20 protein-coding genes are annotated in these 23844 nt (G+C 66.3%); 8 read left to right on the top strand and 12 right to left on the bottom strand.

Translation table 11 applies throughout. The features are described from left to right. Position 1 precedes the first annotated feature (1 nt). Together ACN6O8_RS00470 and tsaB are read right to left on the bottom strand one after the other, a co-directional pair. Positions 2-940 (bottom strand): uracil-DNA glycosylase, encoded by a 939-nt coding sequence (locus ACN6O8_RS00470; protein ID WP_427989135.1) that lies wholly within the window; start codon positions 938-940, stop codon positions 2-4. Then, on the bottom strand, positions 937-2205 hold the full coding sequence (gene tsaB / locus ACN6O8_RS00465; RefSeq protein ID WP_427989134.1) for a tRNA (adenosine(37)-N6)-threonylcarbamoyltransferase complex dimerization subunit type 1 TsaB: 1269 nt from the start codon (positions 2203-2205) through the stop codon (positions 937-939). Before tsaB ends, ACN6O8_RS00470 begins: the two co-directional genes overlap by 4 nt. A 131-nt stretch (positions 2206-2336) precedes the next feature. Between tsaB and ompR the strand changes: the two genes are divergently transcribed. From ompR to ACN6O8_RS00435, 6 genes are all read left to right on the top strand, one after another. Beyond that, on the top strand, positions 2337-3071 hold the full coding sequence (gene ompR, locus ACN6O8_RS00460) for a two-component system response regulator OmpR (RefSeq protein WP_003813882.1): 735 nt from the start codon (positions 2337-2339) through the stop codon (positions 3069-3071). Positions 3072-3105: 34 nt separating this feature from the next. Beyond that, a complete protein-coding gene (locus ACN6O8_RS00455) occupies positions 3106-4500 on the top strand; it encodes an ATP-binding protein (RefSeq protein ID WP_427989133.1) in 1395 nt (464 codons plus the stop codon). Positions 4501-4559: 59 nt separating this feature from the next. Continuing rightward, positions 4560-5108 (top strand): peroxiredoxin, encoded by a 549-nt coding sequence (locus tag ACN6O8_RS00450; protein ID WP_006389231.1) that lies wholly within the window; start codon positions 4560-4562, stop codon positions 5106-5108. Between the two features lie 74 nt (positions 5109-5182). After that, on the top strand, positions 5183-5701 hold the full coding sequence (locus tag ACN6O8_RS00445) for a carboxymuconolactone decarboxylase family protein (protein WP_427989132.1): 519 nt from the start codon (positions 5183-5185) through the stop codon (positions 5699-5701). Positions 5702-5858: 157 nt separating this feature from the next. Next, positions 5859-6347 (top strand): CesT family type III secretion system chaperone, encoded by a 489-nt coding sequence (locus ACN6O8_RS00440; protein WP_427989131.1) that lies wholly within the window; start codon positions 5859-5861, stop codon positions 6345-6347. A 15-nt stretch (positions 6348-6362) separates the two neighbouring features. Then, positions 6363-6926 carry a hypothetical protein gene (locus tag ACN6O8_RS00435; RefSeq protein WP_427989130.1) on the top strand — a complete coding sequence of 188 codons (564 nt, stop codon included), beginning with the start codon at positions 6363-6365 and terminating at the stop codon, positions 6924-6926. Positions 6927-6984: 58 nt separating this feature from the next. On the opposite strand, the gene ACN6O8_RS00430 is transcribed toward ACN6O8_RS00435, so the two are convergent. The 3 genes from ACN6O8_RS00430 to ispD form a co-directional block, all read right to left on the bottom strand. Next, on the bottom strand, positions 6985-9063 hold the full coding sequence (locus ACN6O8_RS00430) for a DUF4344 domain-containing metallopeptidase (protein ID WP_427989129.1): 2079 nt from the start codon (positions 9061-9063) through the stop codon (positions 6985-6987). A 296-nt stretch (positions 9064-9359) separates the two neighbouring features. Continuing rightward, positions 9360-9845 carry a 2-C-methyl-D-erythritol 2,4-cyclodiphosphate synthase gene (ispF, locus tag ACN6O8_RS00425; RefSeq protein WP_427989128.1) on the bottom strand — a complete coding sequence of 162 codons (486 nt, stop codon included), beginning with the start codon at positions 9843-9845 and terminating at the stop codon, positions 9360-9362. Continuing rightward, the gene (ispD, locus tag ACN6O8_RS00420; RefSeq protein ID WP_427989127.1) at positions 9842-10525 is read right to left on the bottom strand and encodes a 2-C-methyl-D-erythritol 4-phosphate cytidylyltransferase; all 684 of its coding nucleotides are present in this window, start codon (positions 10523-10525) and stop codon (positions 9842-9844) included. The genes ispF and ispD overlap by 4 nt, the downstream gene beginning before the upstream one ends. A gap of 29 nt (positions 10526-10554) precedes the next feature. Between ispD and mfd the strand changes: the two genes are divergently transcribed. Together mfd and serB are read left to right on the top strand one after the other, a co-directional pair. Continuing rightward, positions 10555-14037: a transcription-repair coupling factor gene (gene mfd, locus ACN6O8_RS00415; protein ID WP_427989126.1), complete on the top strand. Its 3483-nt coding sequence runs from the start codon at positions 10555-10557 to the stop codon at positions 14035-14037. Positions 14038-14060: 23 nt separating this feature from the next. Beyond that, positions 14061-14918, top strand: a complete 858-nt coding sequence (serB, locus tag ACN6O8_RS00410) for a phosphoserine phosphatase SerB (protein ID WP_427989125.1) — start codon at positions 14061-14063, stop codon at positions 14916-14918. 112 nt (positions 14919-15030) lie between these two features. Here serB and ACN6O8_RS00405 read toward each other — a convergent pair whose 3' ends face one another. From ACN6O8_RS00405 to ACN6O8_RS00375, 7 genes are all read right to left on the bottom strand, one after another. Continuing rightward, positions 15031-17247, bottom strand: a complete 2217-nt coding sequence (locus tag ACN6O8_RS00405) for a TonB-dependent receptor (protein WP_427989124.1) — start codon at positions 17245-17247, stop codon at positions 15031-15033. A gap of 234 nt (positions 17248-17481) precedes the next feature. Continuing rightward, complete coding sequence (locus ACN6O8_RS00400; protein WP_427989123.1) at positions 17482-17811, bottom strand: DUF2818 family protein; 330 nt, start codon at positions 17809-17811, stop codon at positions 17482-17484. 13 nt (positions 17812-17824) lie between these two features. After that, positions 17825-19309, bottom strand: a complete 1485-nt coding sequence (nuoN, locus tag ACN6O8_RS00395) for an NADH-quinone oxidoreductase subunit NuoN (protein WP_427989122.1) — start codon at positions 19307-19309, stop codon at positions 17825-17827. 9 nt (positions 19310-19318) lie between these two features. Next, positions 19319-20821, bottom strand: coding sequence for an NADH-quinone oxidoreductase subunit M (locus tag ACN6O8_RS00390; protein ID WP_056321733.1), 1503 nt, complete (start codon positions 20819-20821; stop codon positions 19319-19321). Continuing rightward, positions 20818-22854 carry an NADH-quinone oxidoreductase subunit L gene (gene nuoL / locus ACN6O8_RS00385; RefSeq protein WP_427989121.1) on the bottom strand — a complete coding sequence of 679 codons (2037 nt, stop codon included), beginning with the start codon at positions 22852-22854 and terminating at the stop codon, positions 20818-20820. The genes ACN6O8_RS00390 and nuoL overlap by 4 nt, the downstream gene beginning before the upstream one ends. A 17-nt stretch (positions 22855-22871) precedes the next feature. Further along, the gene (nuoK, locus tag ACN6O8_RS00380) at positions 22872-23180 is read right to left on the bottom strand and encodes an NADH-quinone oxidoreductase subunit NuoK (RefSeq protein WP_006217969.1); all 309 of its coding nucleotides are present in this window, start codon (positions 23178-23180) and stop codon (positions 22872-22874) included. Then, the gene (locus ACN6O8_RS00375; protein ID WP_427989120.1) at positions 23177-23833 is read right to left on the bottom strand and encodes an NADH-quinone oxidoreductase subunit J; all 657 of its coding nucleotides are present in this window, start codon (positions 23831-23833) and stop codon (positions 23177-23179) included. Before ACN6O8_RS00375 ends, nuoK begins: the two co-directional genes overlap by 4 nt. Positions 23834-23844: the final 11 nt, after the last annotated feature.

The raw sequence follows: 23844 nt of genomic DNA, 5'->3' as shown, positions 1-23844 counted from the left end.
CCTACAACTGCCGGGCCGCCAACTTCAGGTCCTGCCAGGCGCGCGCCTTTTCGGCCGGACTGCGCAGCAGATAGGCCGGGTGATAACTCACGATCACCGGAATCTCGCGCCCCGCTTCCGTCTTCATCTGGTGTACCCGGCCGCGCAGGCTGCCGATGGTCGCGTCCGTGCCTAGCAGGGTCTGGGCTGCGAACCGGCCCAGCACCAGGATGCGTTCGGGCTGGAGCAGCGCGATCTGGCGCATCAGGTAGGGACTGCACGCCGCGATTTCCTCGGGCTTGGGATTCCGGTTGCCAGGCGGCCGGCACTTGATGACGTTGGCGATAAACACATCGCGCTCGCGGCTCATGCCCACCGCCGACAGCATCGCATCGAGCAACTGCCCGGAGCGGCCGACGAAAGGCTGGCCCTGCCGGTCTTCCTGTTCGCCGGGCGCCTCGCCGACCACCAGCCAGCGCGTGGGCTGTCCGCCATGGCCGAAGACCGCGTGACGGCGCCCGCCACACAGGCCGCAGGCGGTGCAGGCCACCACCTGTTCGCGCAATTCGTCCAGGGTGGCATGCTTGACCGCTGCGGCCACCGGAACCGGCGCCGGGGCGGCGTCCAGCGCGACCTCGGCCTTGGGCGCCGGCTTGGGCGGGGGGCCGTTGCGCAGCCCCGCCGCGGCGCCCGTTGCACGCGCCGCGGCGGCGGGCCCGGCCGGTGCCGCAGACGCGGCCACGACCTCGCGGGCGGGCGCCGGCGCCACCCTCACGGGCGCCGCCGGCATCGGAGAATCCGGTTCGGAAACCGGCGCTTGGGGCGTGGAGACGGGCGCGACCAGGGCCTGCGGCGCCGGCCGCAGCCACAGGCGCTCCATGCCCAGCTCGCGCAACCACAGGCGCTGCAGCGGATTGACGCGCGGCGCGGCCGATGCCGGCGTGGCGGGGGGCGCCGTCACGCCGCCGCTCCCTGGGGCGCGGCCACGGGCGGATCCAGACGCTTCTGCATCACCAGCGCATCCTCGCGGCCACCTTTTTCGGCCGGATAGTAGCCGCGCCGCAGGCCGATCTGGAGATAGCCACGCGCCTTGTAGAACGCGACCGCCGAGGTATTGGACGGGCGCACCTCGAGCAGCACGCCATCCAGGCTGCGTTCGCGCGCCTGCTGTTCGCACCAGTCCAACAGCAGCGTGCCCAGGCCCTGGCGATGCAGGTCGCGCGTCACGGCGATCACCAGCAGATGGGCCACGTCGGGCGCAAACATCAAGATACAGAATCCGGCCAGCCGGCCATCGCGCCGCAGCGTCCAGGCGCCATAACCGGCCGCCAGCGCGTCGGCGAAATTGCCGCGCGTCCAGGGAAAGGCCTGGACGTTGGCTTCCAGCGCCACCACCTCGTCCAGATCGGCGTCGGTCAACGCCTGCGGCACCAGCGGCGCCAGCGTCGAGCGGGCCTTGGGATTGCCGCCCTCGCCGCGCAGGCGTTCGGCGGTGGTGAAAGCGACCTTGTCGCGCACGTAGAGCGGCGCCGCCTGCTCGGGCGGCAGGGACTCGCCCCGCAGCCAGGCCTGGCTGGCCAGGCGCGCCACGCTGGCCGCCTCGGGCCGCTGCGCCTGGGCGGCGCGGCGCCAGTCGGCGGGAACAGGCATGTCGGCGGCATACGCGTCCCAGGCATCGCCGGCCAGCAGCGGGGTCAGCGGACGGCCGGCGGCGCGCGACCACGAGGCCAGATGATGCGCCGTCCAGGGCAGCACCTCGGCCGCCGCGATCAGCAGCGGCGCCTGCAGCGTGTCCCAGGCCGGCTCGCCCTTGCCGTCTTCGCCCTGGCGATAGACCGCCAGATAGACTTCATTCATGCGGGCATCCAGCGCCACCACGATGGCCTCGTCCGCCGTGCCGCCCGCCTGGGCAGCCACGGCCTGGTGCGAGACCACCGGCAGCACCGCAATACCCAGGCCCATGGCCATGCCCTGGGCCACGCCGCAGGCCACCCGCAGGCCGGTAAAGCCGCCCGGCCCCTGGCCGAAAGCCACCGCCTGCAGCGCGCCGGGCGCCAGGCCGGCCTCGGCCAGCAGTTCATTGGCCATCGGCAAGAGTCGTTCCGCGTGCTCCTGGGAGCCCTCGTGTTCACGGATGGCAACCTCCAGCCGCCCGCCCGTGGCGCGCAAAAGGGCCACGCCGCAGCGCGACGAAGAAGTTTCCAAAGCCAGCAGGTTTAGTTCCATAGATGCAGATTGTACGAAATACCGGGGGATTGCCCCCGTATGTAAGGGGGATTTCAACCATGGTTCGCAATGTGTAATATCTTGTGAACGCCCACTAGCCGCTGGTTCTTGTCACTGTTACATTTCCGGCCATGAATACGCAAAACACCACCCCCACCCGAAAGATCCTCGTCGTCGACGACGATCCGCGCTTGCGCGATCTGCTGCGCCGGTATCTGTCCGAGCAGGGATTCAACGTTTTCGTTGCCGAAGACGCCAAAGAGATGGGCAAACTCTGGCAACGCGAGCACTTTGATCTGCTCGTGCTGGATCTGATGCTGCCCGGCGAAGATGGCCTGTCCATCTGTCGCCGGCTGCGCGGTGGCCACGACAATACCCCCATCATCATGCTGACGGCCAAGGCGGAAGAAATCGACCGCATCGTCGGCCTCGAGATGGGCGCGGACGACTACCTGTCCAAACCATTCAATCCTCGCGAGCTGCTGGCCCGGATCAACGCGATCCTGCGCCGCCGCGGCACCGAGGAACATCCCGGCGCCCCCAGCCAGGAAAACGAATCCATCGCCTTCGGCCCCTACGTGCTGAACCTGTCGACCCGCACGCTCACGCGCAACGGCGAACAGGTGCCCATCACCACCGGCGAATTCTCGGTGCTCAAGGTGTTTGCGCGCCACCCGAAGATTCCGCTGTCGCGCGACAAGCTCATGGAACTGGCCCGCGGCCGCGAATACGAAGCCTTCGACCGCAGCCTCGATGTGCAGATCTCGCGCCTGCGCAAGCTGATCGAGCCGAACCCGTCCAAACCCGTATTCATCCAGACCGTCTGGGGCCTCGGATACGTGTTTGTGCCGGACGGTGGCAGTTGACCGATACGCCCGCCCCGGGCAGGAGCGCAGCCTCGTGCCCCGCTTGCGCAAAACCTTCAGGAACCTGACTTCACGTCTGCGGCTCGGCTTGTTCGGCCGCACGTTCCTGCTGCTGGCCGCCTTGATGCTGGTCAGCCTGGGGGCGTGGCTACAAGTCTTCTTCAGCATGGAGCTGGGACCGCGCGCCAATCAGATGGCGCAGCGGGTGATTACGGCCGTCAATATCACGCGCACCGCGCTGATCTACTCGCACAACGGCGAACGCAGCAAGCTCCTGCTCGACCTGGCCACCAATGAAGGCATCCAGGTCTATCCGCGCGAAGTCACCGACTTCGCCGAAGCCCTCCCTGACGACGATTACTGGCAGCGCGTGGCCCAGCATATCCGCACACGCTTTGGCCCCGAGACGCAGATCGCCTGGGGCGTGAACCAGGTGCCCGGCTTCTGGGTCAGTTTCCAGATCGAGAAAGACCTCTATTGGCTGGTGTTCGAACGCGAACAGATCGGGCTGACCGGCGGCATCGAATGGCTGGGATGGGGCGCCACCGCGCTGCTGCTGTCACTGGTGGGCGCGGCGGTCAGCGTCGGCTTCGTCAACCGGCCGCTGTCGCGGCTGGCGCGCGCGGCCCAGGTGCTGTCGCGCGGCGAAACGCCGGCGCCCCTGCCCGAACAGGGCCCGCTGGAAATCCGCGACCTGAACGCCTCGTTCAACCGCATGGCCAAGGATCTGCGGCAGGCCGAGGCCGACCGCGAGCTGATGCTGGCGGGTATTTCGCACGACCTGCGCACGCCGCTGGCGCGCATGCGCCTGGAAATCGAGCTGAGCGGCGTCTCGGAGGACGCCCGCCAGGCCATCGACGAAGACCTGGGCCAGATCGACCACAGCATCGGCCAGCTCATGGAATACGCCCGGCCCGCCGGTACCCTGCCGCAGCTTGCCACGGACATCTCGGCGGTGCTGGCCGAGCTGTACGAACGCGAGCGCAGCCATACCTCGTCACTCGGCGGCGAACTGGAAGCCACGCTCGAACCCGGGCTGCGCGCGCGCATCACGGCGCTGGACCTCAAGCGCATCGTCAGCAACCTGATCGAGAACGCGCGCCGCTATGGCCGTTCGCCCGACGGCATGGCGCACCTGGTCATGACACTGCAAGCTGAGGGCGGCATGATCGTCATCGAGGTGTCCGACCGCGGCCCCGGCATCGCCCCCGAGGATGTCGACCGGCTGTTGCGGCCGTTCTCGCGCGGCGAGGCCGCGCGTACCGGCGTCAGCGGCGCCGGCCTTGGCCTGGCCATTGTCGAGCGCCTGCTCAAGCATGTCGGCGGCGCCCTGCGCATGCTGCCCCGCGAGGGCGGCGGCCTGACCGCCCGCATAGAGTTGCCCAAAGCGAAGTTTAGGAATTATCAATTAGACAACGATAATCCATAGCGTAGAATTTATGGTTTGAGGCACCGCCTTAATTCCACCAACAACTACTGGGAGTAAACATGAAAACTGTTGGCGACAAACTCGAGCCCTTCAAGGTTACCGGCGTCAAGCCCGGCTTCAACCAGCACGAAGAAAACGGCGTCTCGGCTTTCGAAGACATCACCGAGAGCTCGTTCCCCGGCAAGTGGAAGGTGATCTACTTCTACCCCAAGGACTTCACGTTCGTGTGCCCCACCGAAATCGTCGGCTTCAACAAGCTGGCCAAGGATTTCGAAGACCGCGACGCCGTCCTGCTGGGTGGCTCGAGCGACAACGAATTCGTCAAGCTGGCCTGGCGCCGTGAGCACCCGGACCTGAACAAGCTGGGTCACTACCAGTTCGGCGACACCACCGGCGCCCTGATCGACCAACTGGGCGTGCGTGAAAAGGGTGCTGGCGTTGCCCTGCGCGCCACCTTCATCGTCGACCCGGACAACACGATCCAGCACGTTTCGGTGAATAACCTGAACGTCGGCCGTAACCCGGAAGAAGTGCTGCGTCTGCTCGACGGCCTGCAAACCGACGAGCTGTGCCCGTGCAACCGTACGGTTGGCGGCGCCACGCTGTAATTTCCAGCCCGGCCGGGGACCTGTCCGCAGGTTCTTCGCCGGGCTTTAACTGCGCTAGATTATAGGTAAAAACTATGGAATTTCTGACGACCATTAAGGAACAACTGCCGGATTGGGCCAAGGACATCCGCCTGAATCTGGACGCCGTGATCGCCCGTTCGACCCTGGCCCCCGAAGATGCCATCGGCGCCGCCCTGTCGGCCGCCTACGCCGCGCGCAGCCCGGTGCTGATCGAAGCCTTCAAGAGCGGCCTGTCCGAAGTCGACGCCAATGCCGCGCTGACCGCCTCGGCGCTCATGGGCATGAACAACACCTGGTACCCGTACGTCGAAATGAGCGGCGACGCCCAGCTCAAAAGCCTGCCGGCGCAACTGCGCATGAACGCCTACGCCACCCATGGCGGCGTCGAGAAAAAGCGCTTCGAGCTGTTCGCGCTGGTCGCCTCCATCATCGGCAAGTGCCACTTCTGCGTCGGTTCGCACTATGAGAACCTGAAGAAGGATGGTCTGTCGACGGAGCAACTGCGCGACGCCGGGCGCATCGCCTCGGTAGTCAACGCCGCCGCCCTGGCGCTGGCCGCCCAGGGCAAGTAAGCCTGGCGCGACGCGCCCCGCGGCAGCAGGGAAGACAGGCTCCGTCAAAGCGACGGGGCCTTTTTCTTGTGCCCGGGCTGGCCCGGGCAATAGGGGGCGCATCGGAACCGCCCGCCCGCCCCGGTTACTAAGACCTTACTTGTCACCAGGAGGGTCTATGGACGCCGATACGTCAGCCACCGTGAAAGCATGGATTGCCAGGTTGGAGGCCGCCCTCGGGATCGTCATCGGCGCCACCGACGAGGGCGCGTTTGCGCTGCGCACCAAGGGCGGCGCCCCCGTCGTCGTCGAGCCCATCGCCGGGCAATCGGGGCTCGTGCTGTCGGGTCAGATCGGCACGGCCGACGAAACCGCCTCCCCCACCCTGCTGCTCGCCCTGCTTGCCGCGAATCTGGTGCCCGGCATAGTCGCGCCGGCCAGCGTCGGCTGGCAACCCGAGGAGCGCGCGCTGCTGTTGCGCCTGCTGTGGACGCCGTCGCAAGCCGGCTGGACGGGCGAGGGCTTTTTCAGCGTCCTCGGCGCCTTCGGCGAGCAGGTGGATGCCCTGGCCGCCGCCATCGCCAGCCATGACATCGAGCGGCTGCTTCCCGCCAAGACCCCCCATCCGGATACGGCGCCAGGCCCGGGGCCGGCCCATTTCGCCTGAACAGGAAGCGACCCCATGAGCACGCCTTTCGACAATATCCGCAACCTGTTCCGCCCCACGGGCACCGCCACGCCGGCCCTGCAGGAGGCCGACGGCACGCTGAAAAAGATGGATGCGGCCCTGGACGCCACCGCCAAGGTGGCCGACACCTTCATGCAAGAGGGCATTCCGAAAACGACCACCGGCCTGTTCCTGGGCAAGCTGGGTATCGTCGGCAACCTCGTGAGCACCACCAGGGCCTGTCAGGAAGGCGACACCAGCGCCATGGTGGCCGGCGGCGCCAGGATCGTCGGCGCGATGGGCGCGGGCCGGCTGGCCAATTTCGCCGATGGCATCGGCAATGGCGTGGATCTGGCCAAGGGGCTGGATCAAGGCGACCTGCAGAAAACCTTCGCCGCCGGCGCGAAGCTGTGCCTGAACCTGGCGGCCAGCGGATCGGCGCCCGGCATGCTGGTGATCGGCGCGGGCGAGCTCGCCGTCGACGCGATCAAGAACAACCCCGCGGGCTTCCAGCAGCACAATCACGAAACGCAGCGTCTGATGCGGGCCGGCATGGACGACCCTCAGGCCGACGCCTGACCGGCGCCGACAGTCCGAAACACGCCGGGGCGACGCTCGCGCCGCCCCGGCGCTTTTCCTACTGACCCTGGGACTTGACCGCGTTGGTCGGCAGGCCATTGGCGACCCAGGCTTCCATGCCGCCACGGTACCAGTACACCGGCCAGCCCATCATGCCGGCGCGCAGCGCGGCGTTATAGGAGGAACGGTCGTTCATGCCGGCGCCGACGATGATCAAGGGCACGTTGTGCTCTTTCTCGGTGCCGGTCTTTTTGTGCAGCCAGCCATCGAACGCCTCCTGCATCTGATCCGTGACACTGCCGTCCGAGCCCGCGTCGCTCAGCGGGAAGGCGCCGGGAATGGTCTCGCGCAGGCCGCTGGTGTCGATCACCAGGAAGTTCTTGTTCTTCTCATCGGTCAGCAGGGCCACCACGTCCTTGGTGGTGACCACCTTGGCGCGCGGATGGGTGTTCGGCGTCGGGCCCTTGTAAGGCGCCGAGAACAGCAGGGTCGTCGGCGGCACGCCAGCATCCTGAAGTTCGTCGAAGCCGCCGTTGCCGGGTGCGCGTTGCGGCTGGCCGGCAGGCGGCTGCTGGCGCTGCGGCGGCTGTGGCGCCTGTTGCGGGGCTTGCCGCGGCGCCGCCCCACCCTGCTTGGGCTCGCCGCCGACGGTGCCCATCTCGATATCGGAGATCATCACCGCGATGTTCTCGATCAGCTCGTAGCACATCGTGATCGAGCCTTCGCGCGGGCTGTACCAGGCATTGAGCTTGCCGCAGTCCTTGAAGACCACGTTCACGGGCCGCGGCAGCACGTAGGTCTGGCCCAGCAGCTTGATGTTGTTGGCGATGGCTTCGGACAGGTTGTTGGCGAACAGGTTGCCGATGCGGCGCGATGACGGCTCGAAGGTCACGTTCACCGGCGCGCCGGGCGCGTTCGCCGGCTGCTGGCCGTCGGGCGACCAGGCGCCGACGCGGGTGTGCGGCGCCAAAATGCGGCGCCAGGCACGGTTCTGCTTGGTGAATTCATCCGCGCAGCGCGCCTTGGTGCGGTCTTCGAAACCGACCTGCTCGACCAGCGATTCGAACACGCCCGGATTGCCGCCGTACATGATGCACAGCATGTTGCGAAAGCGCTTGAGATCGCCGGTGTGCTCGTCCTGCCAGGGCGAATTGCCGGCGCCCTGGGCCTCGGCCAGCTTGCCGCTGTAGTACCACTGCAGGGCCGCGTACTTGGCGGCGCCCTGGGCCATGGCGTTGGTGTCCTTGTCGCTGGACGGATACATAGTCGGCTCGACGATCTGCAGCGCCGAATAGATATCGACCGCGTCCTCCTCGGCGCCGGTCGAGGGCAGCTCCAGTTCACCAATCAGGGCGTGGCCGAACTCATGCATGAAGATGCTACGCATGATGCCGATATAGACCGCCACGATGCGCAGCGAATCGCCGCCGAAACGCGGATACGGGCCCGAACCCGCCAGGCCGCTGCTGGCGCCGGAATCCGGCGCGGCCTGCGGCGCGCGCGTCGGCGCCTGTTGGCCGCCTCCCCCCTTGGCCGGCTGCCCGCCGCCCTGGCCAGGATTCGCATTGACATTGGAGTTGATGGTGAAGTCCGCGATCCCGAAAGTGCCGACCTCATAGGCCATGATGCCGAGCTCGGAACCCAGCGCGGGTTCGTTCTCGATATCGCCGATCTTCTGGCCGTTGACGATGAAGCGCGCCGCCCCGGGCACCTCGACCACCTTGATGCGGTCGGAACCGTCCAGCTTCGCCACATTGGGCACGTTGGCGATGTCGCGGCGCTTGTCGCCGTCCAGACAGAAAAGAATGGTCTGCTTGGCGGCGGTGAGTTCGAGCAGGCACAGTCCCTTGCGCGCCCGGTTGGTCAGCGCCAGGCCGATGGATGCCTTGGGATTCTTCGAATTCAGCACCACGTTCACGTCGGTGATGCGGCCGCCTTCCGGCGCTTGCCCGACGTTCAGATAAAGCGTCTGCTCACTGCCGGCCGTGGCCTTGTTGCGCAGCGTGAACCAACCGTCTTCGACACCCGCGGTCCAGCCTTGCAGCAACTGCGTGCGGACAGCGCCCGCAAGCGGGCCGAGCTGTTGCTCGAATTCTGCATGTGCAGGCGAACCAACGGCGACGAGAGCCAGAAACAAGGCAGCGCCACGTACATGCATCCTAGTGTCCCTATTATCCAGACGTTAAGTAGCGGCAGAATATTCCAGTTCAAATGCCCCTGCAAGACGAAATCACCAGGTGTTTTCGGCCCGCACACGACGATTGACGCGGGATTTGCCCCGAACCGCAGCAGCCATGCGGCCCGCGCACTTTTTTGCGCTTTGTTAATTTGTTGTTGACATGTATCCGGGTGGATAAAACAACGCCTGCACACCAAGAAAATGGCGCGGTAAATACCGCGCCATCGCTGCCAACGGAAAGCCGGCCGGCGGGGTCAGCGCCGCGCCAGCAGCGCCACGACCGTGGCCGAGATGCCTTCCTTGCGGCCCAGGTATCCGAGGCCTTCGTTGGTCTTGGCCTTGATGTTGACTTCGGTCTCGGCCAGGCCGGTATCGGCGGCGATGTTGCTGACCATGGCCGGCGCATGCGGGCCGATCTTGGGGGCCTGCGCGTGCACGGTGGCGTCGATGTTGACGGGTACCCAGCCGGCCTGGCGCACGCGCGCCATGGCCTCGCGCAGCAGCACCCGGCTGTCGGCGCCCTTGAAGGCCGGATCAGTATCGGGAAAATGGCGGCCGATGTCGCCCAGGCCGGCGGCCCCAAGCAGCGCGTCCGTGATCGCGTGCAGTAGCACGTCGGCATCCGAATGGCCCAGCAGGCCGTGGCTGTGGGGGATGGTCACGCCGCCGATGATCAGCGGCCGGCCCTCGACCAGGGCGTGCACGTCGAAACCCTGCCCGACGCGGAAAGGAATGCTCATAGCCATTTTTCCATCAGTTCGAAATCGTCCGGCCAGGTCACCTTGAAATTGCGCAGGGCGCCGGGCACCAGCAGGGGCGCGTAGCCCGCGGCCTCCAGCGCCGAGGCTTCGTCGGTGACGGCAACGCCGTTGACCGCGGCCGCCGTCAGCGCATCGCGCAGCACCCCGGCGCGGAACATCTGCGGCGTCTGCGCCAGCCACAGGCCGTTGCGGTCCAGAGTGCGCTCGACCCGCTCATGGCCAGCCTTGACGGTGTCGGCCACGGGCAGCGCCAGCAAGCCGCCGACCGGATCCGCGAGGCAGGCGTCGATCAAGCGCGCCAGGGCCGATGCCGGCAGGCCGGGACGGGCCGCGTCATGCACCAGCACCCAGGTGTCGTCGGCCACGCCGCTCTCGGCCAGGGCGCCGGCCACGGTGTCGGCGCGGGTGGCGCCGCCGCAGGCGCGCCAAACGGTGCGCGGCAGCCCCGCCAGCGCCTGGTCGACCCAACCGTCGCCGGGCGTCACCGCCACGCGCACCTGCGCCACGCGCGCGTCGGCAAGCAGCGCGGTCACGGCATGGCGCAGCATGGGCTGTCCGGCCAACGGACGGTATTGCTTAGGCACGCTCTGCCCGCCGGGGTGGCTGGCGCGGGCGCCGACGCCGGCGGCGGGAACGATTGCAATGATTGAGTCAGACATGGTGCGGTGATTTTATAATCTTCCGCTTGATGCCTGCTCCCAGCCTGATGCCCGCTCCCACCTCCCCCGCCCCGGCAGCGCCGCCCCTGCCCGCGACCGCCCCCACTCTCGCCGCGCTCAAGCCCGGCACGCGCTACGCGCAACCCCGCCCGCCGGGCTCGGGTGACGCCTGGTTGCTGGCCGACCTGGCGCGGCAGGCCGGGACGCCCCTGGTGGTGCTGACCGCCGAGCCCCTGGAGGCCCAGCGCCTCGCCGAGGAAATCGCGCTGTTCGCGCCCGGCCTGCGGGTGCGCCAGTTGCCCGACTGGGAAACGCTGCCGTACGACGCCTTCTCGCCGCACCAAGACCTGATCTCCGAGCGCCTGCACACCCTGCACTCGCTGATGATGAAGACGGTGGACGTGCTGACGGTGCCGGTCACCACCGCCCTGTACCGGCTGGCGCCGCCCTCCTTCCTGGCGGCCTACACCTTTTCCTTCAAGCAGAAGGACAAGCTCAACGAAGCGGCGCTGCGCGCGCAACTGACGCTGGCCAACTACAACCACGTCACCCAGGTCACCGCGCCCGGCGAGTTCTGTCTGCGCGGCGGCCTGATCGACCTGTTCCCGATGGGATCGGCCCTGCCCTACCGGCTCGACCTGTTCGACGACGAGATCGAGACCATCCGCAGCTTCGACGTGGACACCCAGCGCAGCCTGTATCCGGTGCGCGAGGTGCAGTTGCTGCCGGGGCGCGAGTTCCCCATGGACGAAGACTCGCGCAACCGTTTCCGCGCGCGCTTTCGCGAAGTGTTCGAGGGCGACCCGTCGCGCGCCCTGCCCTACAAGGACATCGGCAACGGCATCCCCTTCGCCGGGGTCGAGTACTACCTGCCGCTGTTCTTCGACGAGACCGCGACGCTGTTCGACTACCTGGCCGACGACGTCATCACCGTCACCGTCGGCGACATCGACGACGCGATGCTGCGCTTTCACCAGGACACCGGCAGCCGCTACAGCTTCCTGAAAAGCGACCGCGAACGCCCGGTGCTGCCGCCAGCGGCGCTGTTCCTGGACGAGCAGACGCTGTACGCCCGCCTGAAGGACTTCCGCCGCCTGGCGCTGGGCGCCGGCCAGCCGCACCCGGACTTCCGCGCCGCGCCCGACGTCAGCGTGGCGCGCCGTGCTGAAGACCCGATCGCCAAGCTGCGCACGCATGTCGGCAAGCCGCAAGGCCGCGTGCTGCTGTGCGCCGATTCGGCCGGCCGCCGCGAAACGCTGGTGCAGATGCTCAACGAGTTCGGCGTCACGCCGGACGCACAGCCTGACAGCATCGAGGCCTTCCTCGCCTCCGACGCGCACTTCGGCATCGTCGCCGCGCCACTGGCCACCGGCTTCGAATTGCCGCAGGCCAACCTCGCCTTCCTGACCGAGAACGACCTCTACCCGGGGCTGGCCAGCACCGGCAGGCGCGGCAAGCGCGACCAGGAACGCGCCAGCAACGTCGAAGCGATGGTGCGCGACCTGTCCGAGCTGCGCGCCGGCGACCCCGTGGTGCACGCGCAGCACGGCATCGGCCGCTACCACGGCCTGGTCAACATGGACATGGGCGAAGGCGAGATGGAATTCCTGCATCTCGAATACGCCAACGGCAGCACGCTGTACGTGCCGGTGTCGCAACTGCACGTGATCGCCCGCTACAGCGGCGCCGATCCGGAAGCCGCGCCGCTGCACCAGCTCGGCTCGGGCCAGTGGGACAAGGCGCGCCGCAAGGCCGCCAAGCAGGTACGCGACACCGCCGCCGAGCTGCTGGCGCTGTACGCCCAGCGCGCTGCGCGCGAGGGCTTCGCCTTCAACCTGCCGCTCAACGACTACCAGGCCTTCGCCGAGGGTTTCGGCTTCGAGGAAACCGCCGACCAGGCCGCCGCCATCGAGGCCGTGCTCGCCGACATGACCTCGGGCCGGCCGATGGACCGCCTGGTGTGCGGCGATGTCGGCTTCGGCAAGACCGAAGTGGCGCTGCGCGCCGCGTTCCTGGCGGTGGCCAACGGCAAGCAGGTGGCGCTACTGTGCCCCACCACGCTGCTGGCCGAGCAGCACGCGCAGACCTTCTCCGACCGCTTCGCCGACTGGCCGGTGCGGGTGGTGGAGCTGTCGCGTTTCCGCTCGGCCAAGGAAGTGGCCGCCGCCATCGAAGGCATCAACGACGGCCGCGTCGACATCGTCATCGGCACCCACAAGATCCTGTCCAAGGACGTGCAGTTCAAGCGCCTCGGACTGGTCATCATCGATGAAGAACACCGCTTCGGCGTGCGCCAGAAAGAAGCGCTCAAGGCGCTGCGCGCCGAGGTCGACGTGCTGACCCTGACCGCCACGCCGATCCCGCGCACGCTCGGCATGTCGCTGGAAGGCATCCGCGACTTCTCGGTCATCGCCACCGCGCCGCAGAAGCGGCTGGCGATCAAGACCTTCGTGCGGCGCGAAGACGGCAGCACGCTGCGCGAGGCGCTGCTGCGCGAACTCAAGCGCGGCGGCCAGTGCTACTTCCTGCACAACGAGGTCGAGACCATCCACAACCGCCGCGCCCGCCTCGAAGAGCTGGTGCCCGAGGCCCGCATCGCGGTGGCCCACGGCCAGATGCCCGAGCGCGACCTGGAACAGGTGATGAAAGGCTTCTACCAGCAGCGCTACAACGTGCTGCTGTGCACCACCATCATCGAGACCGGCATCGACGTGCCCAGCGCCAACACCATCGTGATCCACCGCGCCGACCGCTTCGGCCTGGCGCAACTGCACCAACTGCGCGGCCGCGTCGGCCGCTCGCACCACCAGGCCTACGCCTACCTGTTGACGCCCGGCGAGGACGCCATCACCAGCAACGCCAAGAAGCGGCTGGAAGCGATCCAGGCCATGGAAGAGCTGGGCTCCGGCTTCTACCTGGCGATGCACGACCTGGAGATCCGCGGCACCGGCGAGGTGCTGGGCGATTCGCAATCCGGCAACATCCAGGAAGTGGGCTTCTCGATGTACAACGAGATGCTCAACGAAGCGGTGCGCGCCTTGCGCGCGGGCGAAGAGCCGGATCTGGACGCGCCCTTCAACCTGGCCTGCGAAGTCAACCTGCACGCGCCCGCGCTGCTGCCGTCCGACTACTGTGCCGACGTCCACGCGCGCCTGGGCGTCTACAAGCGCCTGGCCCACGCCGCCGACGAGGACGATCTGATCCACATCCAGGAAGAGCTGATCGACCGCTTTGGCAAGCTGCCGGAAGCGGCGCAGACGCTGCTTACCACCCACCGCCTGCGCCTGGCCGCGCAACCGCTGGGCATCGTCAAGATCGACGCCAGCGAAACCCAGGCGCTGTTGCAGTTCGGCCCCAAGACCAGCGTCGACCCGGCCAGAATCATCGAGCTGGTGCAACGGCAACGCCACATCAAACTCGCCGGACAGGATAAATTGCGGGTTGAGATCAAGGCCGCGCAGATCCCGGCCCGCGCCGACGCCGTGCGCGCCGTGCTGCGCGCCTTGAAGTAACCCGCCCCGACTTTCGCCTTCTTATGACCACCCATCACCTTGTCGTCCAATCTCCCGGCCTGACGGTCGAACATGCCGAGCAGATCGCCGCCCTGGCCCAGGCCCAGGGCGTGGCCCGCATCAGCGCCACGGCCGCCCGGCTGCTCGACGTGCAGCACGACGACGCCACCCGCGCCGACGTCGTGGCATGGGCCGAGCGGCATGGCGTCGACACCGCCTTCGTGCCGGCCGGTCTGAAGCTGGCGCACTGCAAGGTGCTGGCGATGGACATGGATTCGACCCTCATCAACATCGAGTGCATCGACGAGATCGCCGGCGTGGCAGGCGTCAAGGACAAGGTCTCGGAAATCACCGAAGCGGCCATGCGTGGCGAGATCAAGGACTTCGCCGAAAGCCTGCGCCGGCGCGTGGCGCTGCTCAAGGACGTGCCGGCCCAAGCGCTGGAGCAGGTCTATACCGACAAACTGCGCCTGAACCCGGGCGCCGAGCGCCTGATCACCACCGCGCAGGCGGCCGGCATCAAGGTACTGCTGGTGTCGGGCGGCTTCACCTTCTTCACCGACCGCCTGCGCGAACGCCTGAAGCTGGACAGCGCGCACGCCAATACGCTGGAGATCGACAACGGCGTGCTGACCGGCCGCGTGCTGGGCGATATCCTGGACGCCGACGCCAAGGCCGTCTACCTGCGCGAGTTCGCCCGCGCTCACGGCGCGACCAAGGAACAGGTCATCGCCATGGGCGACGGCGCCAATGACCTGAAGATGCTGGCTGCCGCGGGCTTTCCGGTGGCGTACCACGCCAAGCCGCTGGTGCGGCAGCAGACGCGTTACGCGCTGAACGTGTCCGGCCTGGACGGCGTGCTGAACTGGTTCGAAAGCTGAGCACGGAGCGGTTTGCACGTTGAGCGCGGAGCGCTCAACCACGCCCGAACGGGTCATGAAAAATGCCGTTCATCCGCCAGGATGAACGGCATTCGTCTATCGTGCGGGCCGCTCAGTAGCGCAGCCGCACCGACAGCATGGCCGCCCGCCCCGTGCCGAGCGCGGCGTGGTTGCTCGGGCGGGCCCGCGTGTAGAACGTCTGGTCGAACAGGTTCATCACGTTCAGTTGTACCGACAGGTTGGGATTGACCTTGTACTTGGCCATCGCGTCGAAGCGCCAGTACGACGGCACCCAGCGCGCCCTGGGGGCACCGTTGGCCGCGACGCTCGCGTCCGCGTTGCCATAGGCCTTGGCGACATAGTAAGCGCCGCCGCCCAGCGTCAGTTCAGGCAGCACCTTGTAGGAAGACCACAGGCTGAACGCGTTGCGCGGCGTATTCGGCAGGTCCTGGCCCTCGGCGCCGATGTCTCGGCGACCGCCGCGAATCAGCTTGCTATCCATGAAGATATAGCCGCCATAGACATTCCAGGCCGGCGTGATGCCTCCCGAGAAGCCCAATTCGATACCGCGCACGCGGGTCTGGCCCACCTGTTCGTACTCGTTCGGCAACACCTCGACGTTGGTGTTCTTGCGCGTGTCCTGAAACACCGCGCCCGAGAGCGTCAAGCGTTCATCGAACATCTGCCATTTGACGCCTGCCTCCACCGAGCGGCTCTTTTCCGGAGCCGCCGCCTCATCGCGGCCTCGCCTCAGGATGTCGGAAGCCGTGGTGCCCGCCACGGAGGACGGCGTGGACGCAGTGCCGTAGGTCGCGTAGATCGTGCCGTCCGGCACGGGCTTGTAGACCAGGCCCAACTGATAGTTCAGCAGATTGTCGGTGCGGCTGTAATGCTCCGTCGCCGAGGGACGGCCGCTGGTGCGGTAGTTATCCCAGCGCAGGCCGGCGCTGGCCTGCCACTGCGCGTCGAACTTGATGGTGTCGAAGGCGTACAAGGCCAAGGTGTCGGTCGCGTAGGGTGCCGCCAAACCGCGGGCGGTACGGCACGGGTAGGACACGTTCGGGTCGGGATTGCGCAACGAGGTGTGGGCCAGTGTGTCCGGGCATGCCGTGATCCCGTCCGACACCAGAACCTGATCGTTGTTCCTGGCCATGGTTTGCTTGACGGAGGTGTACTCGAAACCCAGGTCGAAAGCGTGCTTGACCGCGCCGGTGTGGAACGCGCCGCTCAAGTCGGTCTGGTTCGAGAATGCCTTGGTGGTGTAGTACCTGCCGTATGCCGGCCGGTCCACGATTCCGGCCGGCAGGTTCGCGAGCGTGAGGTTGGGCTGGGTGGCGAGATAGTCGGCGATTTCGTGGCCGTATCGCAACAGGTTGCGCAGCTTGAGCTGATCGGAGAAATCGTGCTGGAAGTCAACGGTGGCCATGTCGTCGCGCGTCTTCATGAAATCGCGCCCGGCCAGGCCATAGAAATTCTTGCGGCTGATCCCGAGCGTCTCCGTGACCGGCAGACCCACTTGCGGGTCATACGGGATGGAGTAGTCCGGCATGCTGTCGTTCTGGTAGTGGTAGTAGCTGAGCGTGATGCGGGTCGGCGTGCCCATGCCCAGCGTCAGCGACGGCGCCATTCCCCAACGCTCGAAGTTCACCGCCTTGTCACGGCCCGGGACATCGCCCTTGGCGCCCATGACGTTCAGGCGGAAGGCCGACTTTTCGCCCAGCCGCCAGTTGCTGTCGAGCGTTGCGCGGTAGTTGTGATCGGTGCCGATCTGGCCCGTGGCTTCGATGGCGTCCTTGGCCTTGGGCGCCTTGCTGACCATGTTGATGCTGCCGCCCGCGCCGCCACGGCCGGCATAGACCGAGTCGGGGCCCTTGATGATCTCGACCTGTTCCAGGTTGAAGGTGTCGCGCGCCTGCATGCTGACGTCGCGCACGCCATCGAGGAACAGACTGCTGGCGGCGTTCTGGCCGCGGATGATGGGCAGGTCGCCGCCCGCGCGGCCCCCCTCGCCGGCGGCGAAGGTAATCCCCGGCGAATTCTGCAAGACATCCTGCAGGGAGGCCGCGGCCTGGTCAGACATGACCTGCTTGGGCACCACCTGCACCGAGCGCGGCGTGTCCAGCAGCGGCGCGGTCATCTTGGATGACTGGACGCTGTCCGGCTGGTAAGGCGAGGCTTCGCCCTCGACCTGGACCGGCGCCAGTTGCGGGACGTGGCCGGCGCCGGACTGCGCCATCGCATAGGGACTGACGAACAGCGCGGGTACCGCCACCGCGGCGGCCAGCGAGCCGGCCAATGAATTCAAGGCGTAAGAATCTTCGAGTTTCACGATCCATCTCTCTCATACAGAAATGACAACCATTCCTGTTTGTGAAAGATTGCGATTCTCTACGGGAAAGCGACGCGGACCCGGTGCGGCCGGGAAAATCGGACACAGTAACGTGGGCATGGCGCGACTTGATGGCTTTTCGCCACGAAAACCGCAATCGGCGCCAACACGCCACCAAAACAAAAACGCCCCTTGCGGGGCGTCTACGAAGACTGCGCGCGCGGCGCGGCCAGTTCAGGTGCGCAGCCGTGGATGGCGCTTGAACAAATAGCGATACACGAATCCGGGATAGGCCAACACCAGGTACAGGCTCAAGGTAATGGCGTAGAACTCCCAGGTCTGCGTGAAGCGGTTACCCAGCACGGACTCGAACGCGAAGCCCAGGGCGCCCACCATCAGGTAGAACACCAACACTTCGATCAGGCGCAGCCAGAACGGCTTGACCACTTCGGCCCCGCCGCGCTTGCACGGCAGCACGGCGAACACCCGCTCGGTGAGGAACGGCAGGTTCGCGCTGACCAGGGCCAGCGCGATCAGGAGCCATACCGCCAGGGTCTGGTTCATGGCTCCGTTCCGGTCACAGGCTGAGCGAGCTGCGGATGGCCTGCACGCACAAGGCCATCAGGCCGCCGGGCAGCAGGCCGAGCACCAGGATCAGCAGGCCGTTGACCGACAGCACGCCGCGCTGGCCAAAGGTGGCCGACATCGGGGCGGCATCGGCCGCCGGTTCGTCGAAGTACACCACCTTGACCACACGCAGGTAGTAGAACGCGCCGATCAGCGAGAACAGCACCGCGACCACCGCCAGGGTGACGTGGCCGGCGCTGACCAGCGCCTGCAGCACCGCCAGCTTGGCGTAGAAGCCCACCAGCGGCGGGATGCCGGCCAGCGAGAACATCAGCAGCAGCACGATGGCGGCATGCCACGGGCTGCGGCGGTTCAGGCCCTTCAGGTCGTCGATGTGCTCGCACTCGAAACCCTGGCGCGACAACAGCAGCACGATGCCGAAGCTGGCCAGCGTGGTCAGCACATAGGTCAGCATGTAGAACAGCGAGGCGCCGTAGGCGGCCGAGGCCAGCTCCGGCTTGCCGACCACCGAGCCCGACATCAGGCCCAGCAGCACGAAGCCCATGTGCGAGATGGTCGAGTAGGCCAGCATGCGCTTGAAGTTGGTCTGGGCGATCGCGGTCAGGTTGCCGATGGCCAGCGACAGCACCGCCAGGATCATCAGCATCGGCTGCCAGTCGGCCGCCAGGCCGTGCAGGCCGTCGACCAGCAGGCGCAGCGTGATGGCGAAGGCCGCCAGCTTGGGCGCGCCGCCCAGGATCAACGTGACCGCGGTCGGCGAGCCTTGGTAGACGTCCGGCACCCACATGTGGAACGGCACGGCACCGAGCTTGAACGCCAGGCCCGAGACCAGGAACACGATGCCGAACACCAGCGCCATCTTCTCGGCCTTGCCGGCGGCGATGACCTTGGAGACTTCGGCCAGGTCGAGGTGACCGGTGGCGCCGTAGACCATCGACATGCCGTACAGCAGGAAGCCCGAGGCCAGCGCGCCCAGCACGAAGTACTTCATGGCGGCTTCGGTGGCCACGACATTGTCGCGGCGCAGCGCGATCAGCGCGTACAGCGCCAGCGACATCAGTTCCAGGCCCAGGTAGATCGAGATCAGGTTGCCCGACGAGATCATCACCATCTGACCCAGCAGGGCGAACAGCGTCAGCACGTACAGCTCGCCGCCGCGCATCATGTCGCGCAACTGGGCGTAGACGCGACCATAGACCAGCGTCACCGCCACCGCGATATACGAGGCGATCTTGAGCAGGTGCGACAGCTCGTCGGTGACGTACAGGCCGTTGAAGGTCGAGCCCGTGACGCCGTTCTTCCACTGCAATGCGGACACCACGGTCAGCACGCCCAGCGCCAGCATGGTCAGCAGGAACGTCGGCTTGCGCTCGGGGTGATTGCTGACCGCGTCGACGAGCAGGATAGCCAGGCCGAAAACCAGCAGGAGGATTTCCGGTGTCGCCAGGGCGAAATCGATTTGGGATTGCATCATTGTCTTGTCTTACAGTTTCGAGACGGCAACGTGTTGCAGCAGGGCCTCGACCGACACGTGCATCACGTCGGTAAAGGGCTTGGGATAGATCCCCATGTACAACACGGCGATCGCCATCACGCCAAGAATCACGAATTCGCGGCGGTTGATATCGGTCAGCTCGCGCACGTGGTCGTTGGCGACATCGCCCAGGACGACGCGCTTGACCATCCACAGCGAATACGCCGCGCCCAGGATCAGGGCGGTGGCTGCCAGCAGGCCGATCCAGAAGTTGTGCTCGACCGCGCCCATGATCACCATGAATTCGCCGACGAAGCCGCTGGTGGCCGGCAGGCCGCTGTTGGCCATCGAGAACAGGATGAAGAACGTGGCAAAGCGCGGCATCACGTTGACCACGCCGCCGTAGTCGGCGATGCGGCGCGAGTGCATGCGGTCATAGAGCACGCCGATACACATGAACATGGCGCCCGACACGAAGCCGTGCGAGATCATCTGCACGATGGCGCCTTCGACGCCGGCCGTGTTGAAGATGAAAAAGCCCAGCGTGACAAAGCCCATGTGAGCGACCGACGAATAGGCCACCAGCTTCTTCATGTCGTCCTGCACGATCGCGACCAGGCCGATGTAGATCACGGCAATCAGCGACAGCGTGATCATCAGGCCGGCCAGGCTGTGCGAGGCGTCAGGCGCGATCGGCAGCGAGAAGCGCAGGAAACCGTAGGCGCCCAGCTTCAGCATGATCGCGGCCAGCACGATGGAGCCGCCCGTGGGCGCCTCGACGTGGGCATCCGGCAGCCAGGTGTGCACCGGCCACATCGGCACCTTGACGGCGAACGCCGCCAGCAGCGCCACGAAGATCAGGATCTGCGGGGTGTAGCCCAGCTTGGTCTGCTGCCAGGTCAGGATGTCGAACGAACCGCCCGAGACATTCCAGAGGTAGACGAACGCGACCAGCGTCAGCAGCGAACCCATCAGGGTGTACAGGAAGAACTTGAACGCCGCATACACGCGGTTCGGTCCGCCCCAGACACCGATGATGATGTACATCGGGATCAGCGTGGCTTCGAAGAACACGTAGAACAGCATGCCGTCCAGCGCGCAGAACACGCCCACCATCAGACCCGACAGGATCAGGAAGGCGGCCATGTATTGCGCGACGCGGCTCGTGATGACTTCCCAGCCGGCCAGCACCACGATGATGGTGATGAACGCGGTCAGGAGCACGAACCACATCGAGATGCCGTCGATGCCCAGGTGGTAATTGACGTTGAAGGCCTCGATCCAGGAGGTCTTCTCCACGAACTGCATGGCGGCCGTGGAGGAATCGAACCCGGTGTAGAGCGGAATCGTGACCAGGAAGCCGGCGATCGCGCCGACGAGCGACAGGCCGCGCGTCAGGCCGGGACGGTCGTCACGGCCCACCGCCAGCACCAGCAGGCCGAATACGATCGGGACAAAGATCGCAAGCGTGAGCCAGGGGAAAGTGTTGGATGCCATCTCGCTTGCCATCATTGGGGAATCAGCACAAAGAAAGTCACCAGCGCCATGATGCCGATGATCATTGCGAACGCGTAGTGATAGATGAAGCCGGACTGCAGGTGACGGCTGATGGCCGCGACCCAGCCCACCACGCGGGCGCTGCCGTTGATCAGCAGGCCGTCGATGATGCCGCGGTCGCCGGTCTGCCACAGGCCACGGCCCAGGCAGCGCAGGCCGCGGGCGATGATCTGCTCGTTGACCCAGTCCACGTAGTACTTGTTCTCAAGCACCTTGTTCACGCCCGACAGGCTCGACTTGATCGCGGCCGGGACCTTCGGGTTGATCAGGTAGCAGTACCAGGCGATGACCGCGCCGGCCACGACCAGCCAGAACGGCAGGGTCTGGAAGGCGTGCAGGCCGAAGGCGACCCAGCCGTGCCATTCCTCGCGCAGTTCGTGCATGGCGGGATGCTGCGGCAGCACCGTGATCACGCCGTTGAAGAACTTGCCGAACAGCATCGGATCCACCGCCCAGGCGCCGATCAGCACCGACGGGATCGCCAGCAGGATCAGCGGCAGGGTCACGACCCAGGGCGACTCGTGCGGCTTGCCGCCGTGGTGGCCGTGGTCGTCATGGCCGTGGTCGTCATGGCCATGCGCGTCGTGGCCGTGGCCGTGGCCGTGGTCGCTGGTATCGAAACGTTCCTTGCCGTGGAAGACCAGGAAGTACACGCGGAACGAGTACAGCGAGGTCACGAACACGCCGATCAGCGTGGCGTAGTAGGCGAAGCTGGCGCCCCAGACGTGGGCGGCGCCGGCGGCCTCGATGATGTGTTCCTTCGAGTAGAAACCCGAGAAGAACGGCGTGCCGACCAGGGCCAGCGTGCCCAGCAGGAAGGTGATCCAGGTGATGGGCATGTACTTGCGCAGGCCGCCCATGTTGCGGATGTCCTGGTCGTGGTGCATGCCGATGATGACCGAACCCGCGCCCAGGAACAGCAGCGCCTTGAAGAACGCGTGCGTCATCAGGTGGAAGATCGCGACCGAGTAGGCCGACGCGCCCAGCGCGACGGTCATGTAGCCCAGCTGCGACAGCGTGGAGTACGCGACCACGCGCTTGATGTCGTTCTGGATGATGCCCAGGATGCCCAGGAACAGCGCGCCGATGGCGCCGATCACGATGATGAACGACAGCGCGGTGTCCGACAGTTCGAACAGCGGCGAGAAACGCGCGACCATGAAGATGCCGGCCGTCACCATGGTGGCGGCGTGGATCAGCGCGGAGATCGGGGTCGGGCCTTCCATCGAGTCGGGCAGCCAGGCGTGCAGCGGAACCTGGGCCGATTTGCCCATGGCGCCGATGAACAGGCAGATGCAGGCGACGGTCAGCAGCATCCAGTCGGAACCGGGCAGCGTCAGCGTGGCCAGCTTGTCGGCCTGGGCGAACACTTCGCCGTAGTGCATGGTGCCGGCGTACGCGAACAGCAGGCCGATGCCCAGCACGAAGCCGAAGTCGCCGACGCGGTTGATCAGGAACGCCTTCATGTTGGCGAAGATCGCCGTGGGGCGCGTGTACCAGAAGCCGATCAGCAGGTACGACACCAGGCCCACCGCTTCCCAGCCGAAGAACAGCTGCACCATGTTGTTCGACATCACCAGCATCAGCATGGAGAACGTGAACAGCGAGATGTACGAGAAGAAGCGCTGGTAGCCGGGATCGTCGGCCATGTAGCCGATGGTGTAGATGTGCACCATCAGCGACACCGAGGTCACCACGACCATCATCATGGCCGACAGCGGATCGATCAGGAAGCCGATTTCCAGCTTGGTCTGGCCGATCAGGCTCCAGGTGTAGACCGCGCCGTCAAAGCGCAGGCCGTTCAGCACGTCGCCCAGCACCACCACCGAACCGATGGCGGAGATGAGCACGCCCAGGATGGTGATGACGTGCGAGGCGCGGCGGCCGATGGGGCGGCCAAGGAACCCGGTGCCGAAAAGGCCCGCGAGAATTGCTCCGGCCAGCGGCGCCAGCGCGATGAGCAGGTAGAGATTGGGTGAGCTAGACATTTTCTTCCAATACCCCGTCAGCCCTTCAGGCGATCGAGTTCGTCAACGTTGATCGTGTTCAGGTTGCGGAACAGCAGCACCAAAATGGCCAGGCCGATCGCCGCCTCGGCGGCGGCCACGGTCAGGATGAAGAACACGAACACCTGGCCGGCGGTATCGCCGAACCAGCTGGAGAACGCCACGAAGTTCATGTTGACGGCCAGGAGCACCAGCTCGATGGACATCAGCAGAATGATCAGGTTGCGGCGGTTCAGGAAGATGCCGAAGATCCCGATGGCGAACAGGATCGCCCCCAGGATCAGATAATGGGCCAGCGTCAGCGTCATTGTTTTTCTCCTTGGGGCGCGGCGGCAGCCGACGCATCGGCGCCGTTCCGGGCCTGGGCGCGCTCGCTCTGGGCGGGCATGCTCACCATGCGGAAGCGGTCCTTCGAGCGCACGCGGACGGCGGCGACCGGGTCGTTGTATTTGACGTCACGGCGGCGGCGCAGGGTCAGCGCAATCGCGGCGACCATGCCGACCAGCAGCAGCGCGGCGCCGACTTCGATGGCGTAGATGTAGTGCGTGTACATCGCTTCGCCAAGGGCGCGGGCGTTGTTGTAGTCGCCGGCGACCGGGGCTTGCGGGCCCGCGCCGTACCAGGTCGAACCCAGCACGAAGGCCATTTCCAGCACCATCACCAGGCCGATCACCAGGCCCAGCGGCAGGTAGGTCTTCATGCCCTGGCGCAGGGCATCCATGCGGATGTCCAGCATCATGACGACAAACAGGAACAGCACCATCACGGCGCCGACGTACACCAGCACCAGCAGCAGCGCGAGGAATTCGGCGCCCAGCAGCATCCACAGCATGGCCGCGTTGGCGAACGCCAGGATCAGATGCAGGACGGCGGTGACCGGGCTGCGCGCGGTGATCACGCGGAACGCCGCGATCACCAGCACGGCGGCCAGTATGTAAAACAGGACAGTGGTAAAAGTCATGGATCAGGACC

The organism is Achromobacter sp., assembly GCF_050285565.1.
Taxonomy (GTDB): Bacteria; Pseudomonadota; Gammaproteobacteria; order Burkholderiales; family Burkholderiaceae_B; genus Achromobacter.
Note: the sequence above shows the minus strand (reverse complement) of the source record. Positions and strands in the feature narration are given on the sequence as shown.

Coding starts and splice junctions, on each gene's coding strand:
- ompR (WP_003813882.1), top strand. CDS start 2,337: ATGAATACGCAAAACACCACCCCCACCCGAAAGATCCTCGTCGTCGAC.
- nuoL (WP_427989121.1), bottom strand. CDS start 22,854: ATGTCTAGCTCACCCAATCTCTACCTGCTCATCGCGCTGGCGCCGCTG.
- ACN6O8_RS00390 (WP_056321733.1), bottom strand. CDS start 20,821: ATGATGGCAAGCGAGATGGCATCCAACACTTTCCCCTGGCTCACGCTT.
- serB (WP_427989125.1), top strand. CDS start 14,061: ATGACCACCCATCACCTTGTCGTCCAATCTCCCGGCCTGACGGTCGAA.
- ACN6O8_RS00450 (WP_006389231.1), top strand. CDS start 4,560: ATGAAAACTGTTGGCGACAAACTCGAGCCCTTCAAGGTTACCGGCGTC.
- nuoN (WP_427989122.1), bottom strand. CDS start 19,309: ATGATGCAATCCCAAATCGATTTCGCCCTGGCGACACCGGAAATCCTC.
- ACN6O8_RS00435 (WP_427989130.1), top strand. CDS start 6,363: ATGAGCACGCCTTTCGACAATATCCGCAACCTGTTCCGCCCCACGGGC.
- ACN6O8_RS00400 (WP_427989123.1), bottom strand. CDS start 17,811: ATGAACCAGACCCTGGCGGTATGGCTCCTGATCGCGCTGGCCCTGGTC.
- ispF (WP_427989128.1), bottom strand. CDS start 9,845: ATGAGCATTCCTTTCCGCGTCGGGCAGGGTTTCGACGTGCACGCCCTG.
- ispD (WP_427989127.1), bottom strand. CDS start 10,525: ATGTCTGACTCAATCATTGCAATCGTTCCCGCCGCCGGCGTCGGCGCC.
- ACN6O8_RS00375 (WP_427989120.1), bottom strand. CDS start 23,833: ATGACTTTTACCACTGTCCTGTTTTACATACTGGCCGCCGTGCTGGTG.
- mfd (WP_427989126.1), top strand. CDS start 10,555: ATGCCTGCTCCCAGCCTGATGCCCGCTCCCACCTCCCCCGCCCCGGCA.
- tsaB (WP_427989134.1), bottom strand. CDS start 2,205: ATGGAACTAAACCTGCTGGCTTTGGAAACTTCTTCGTCGCGCTGCGGC.
- ACN6O8_RS00440 (WP_427989131.1), top strand. CDS start 5,859: ATGGACGCCGATACGTCAGCCACCGTGAAAGCATGGATTGCCAGGTTG.
- ACN6O8_RS00445 (WP_427989132.1), top strand. CDS start 5,183: ATGGAATTTCTGACGACCATTAAGGAACAACTGCCGGATTGGGCCAAG.
- nuoK (WP_006217969.1), bottom strand. CDS start 23,180: ATGACGCTGACGCTGGCCCATTATCTGATCCTGGGGGCGATCCTGTTC.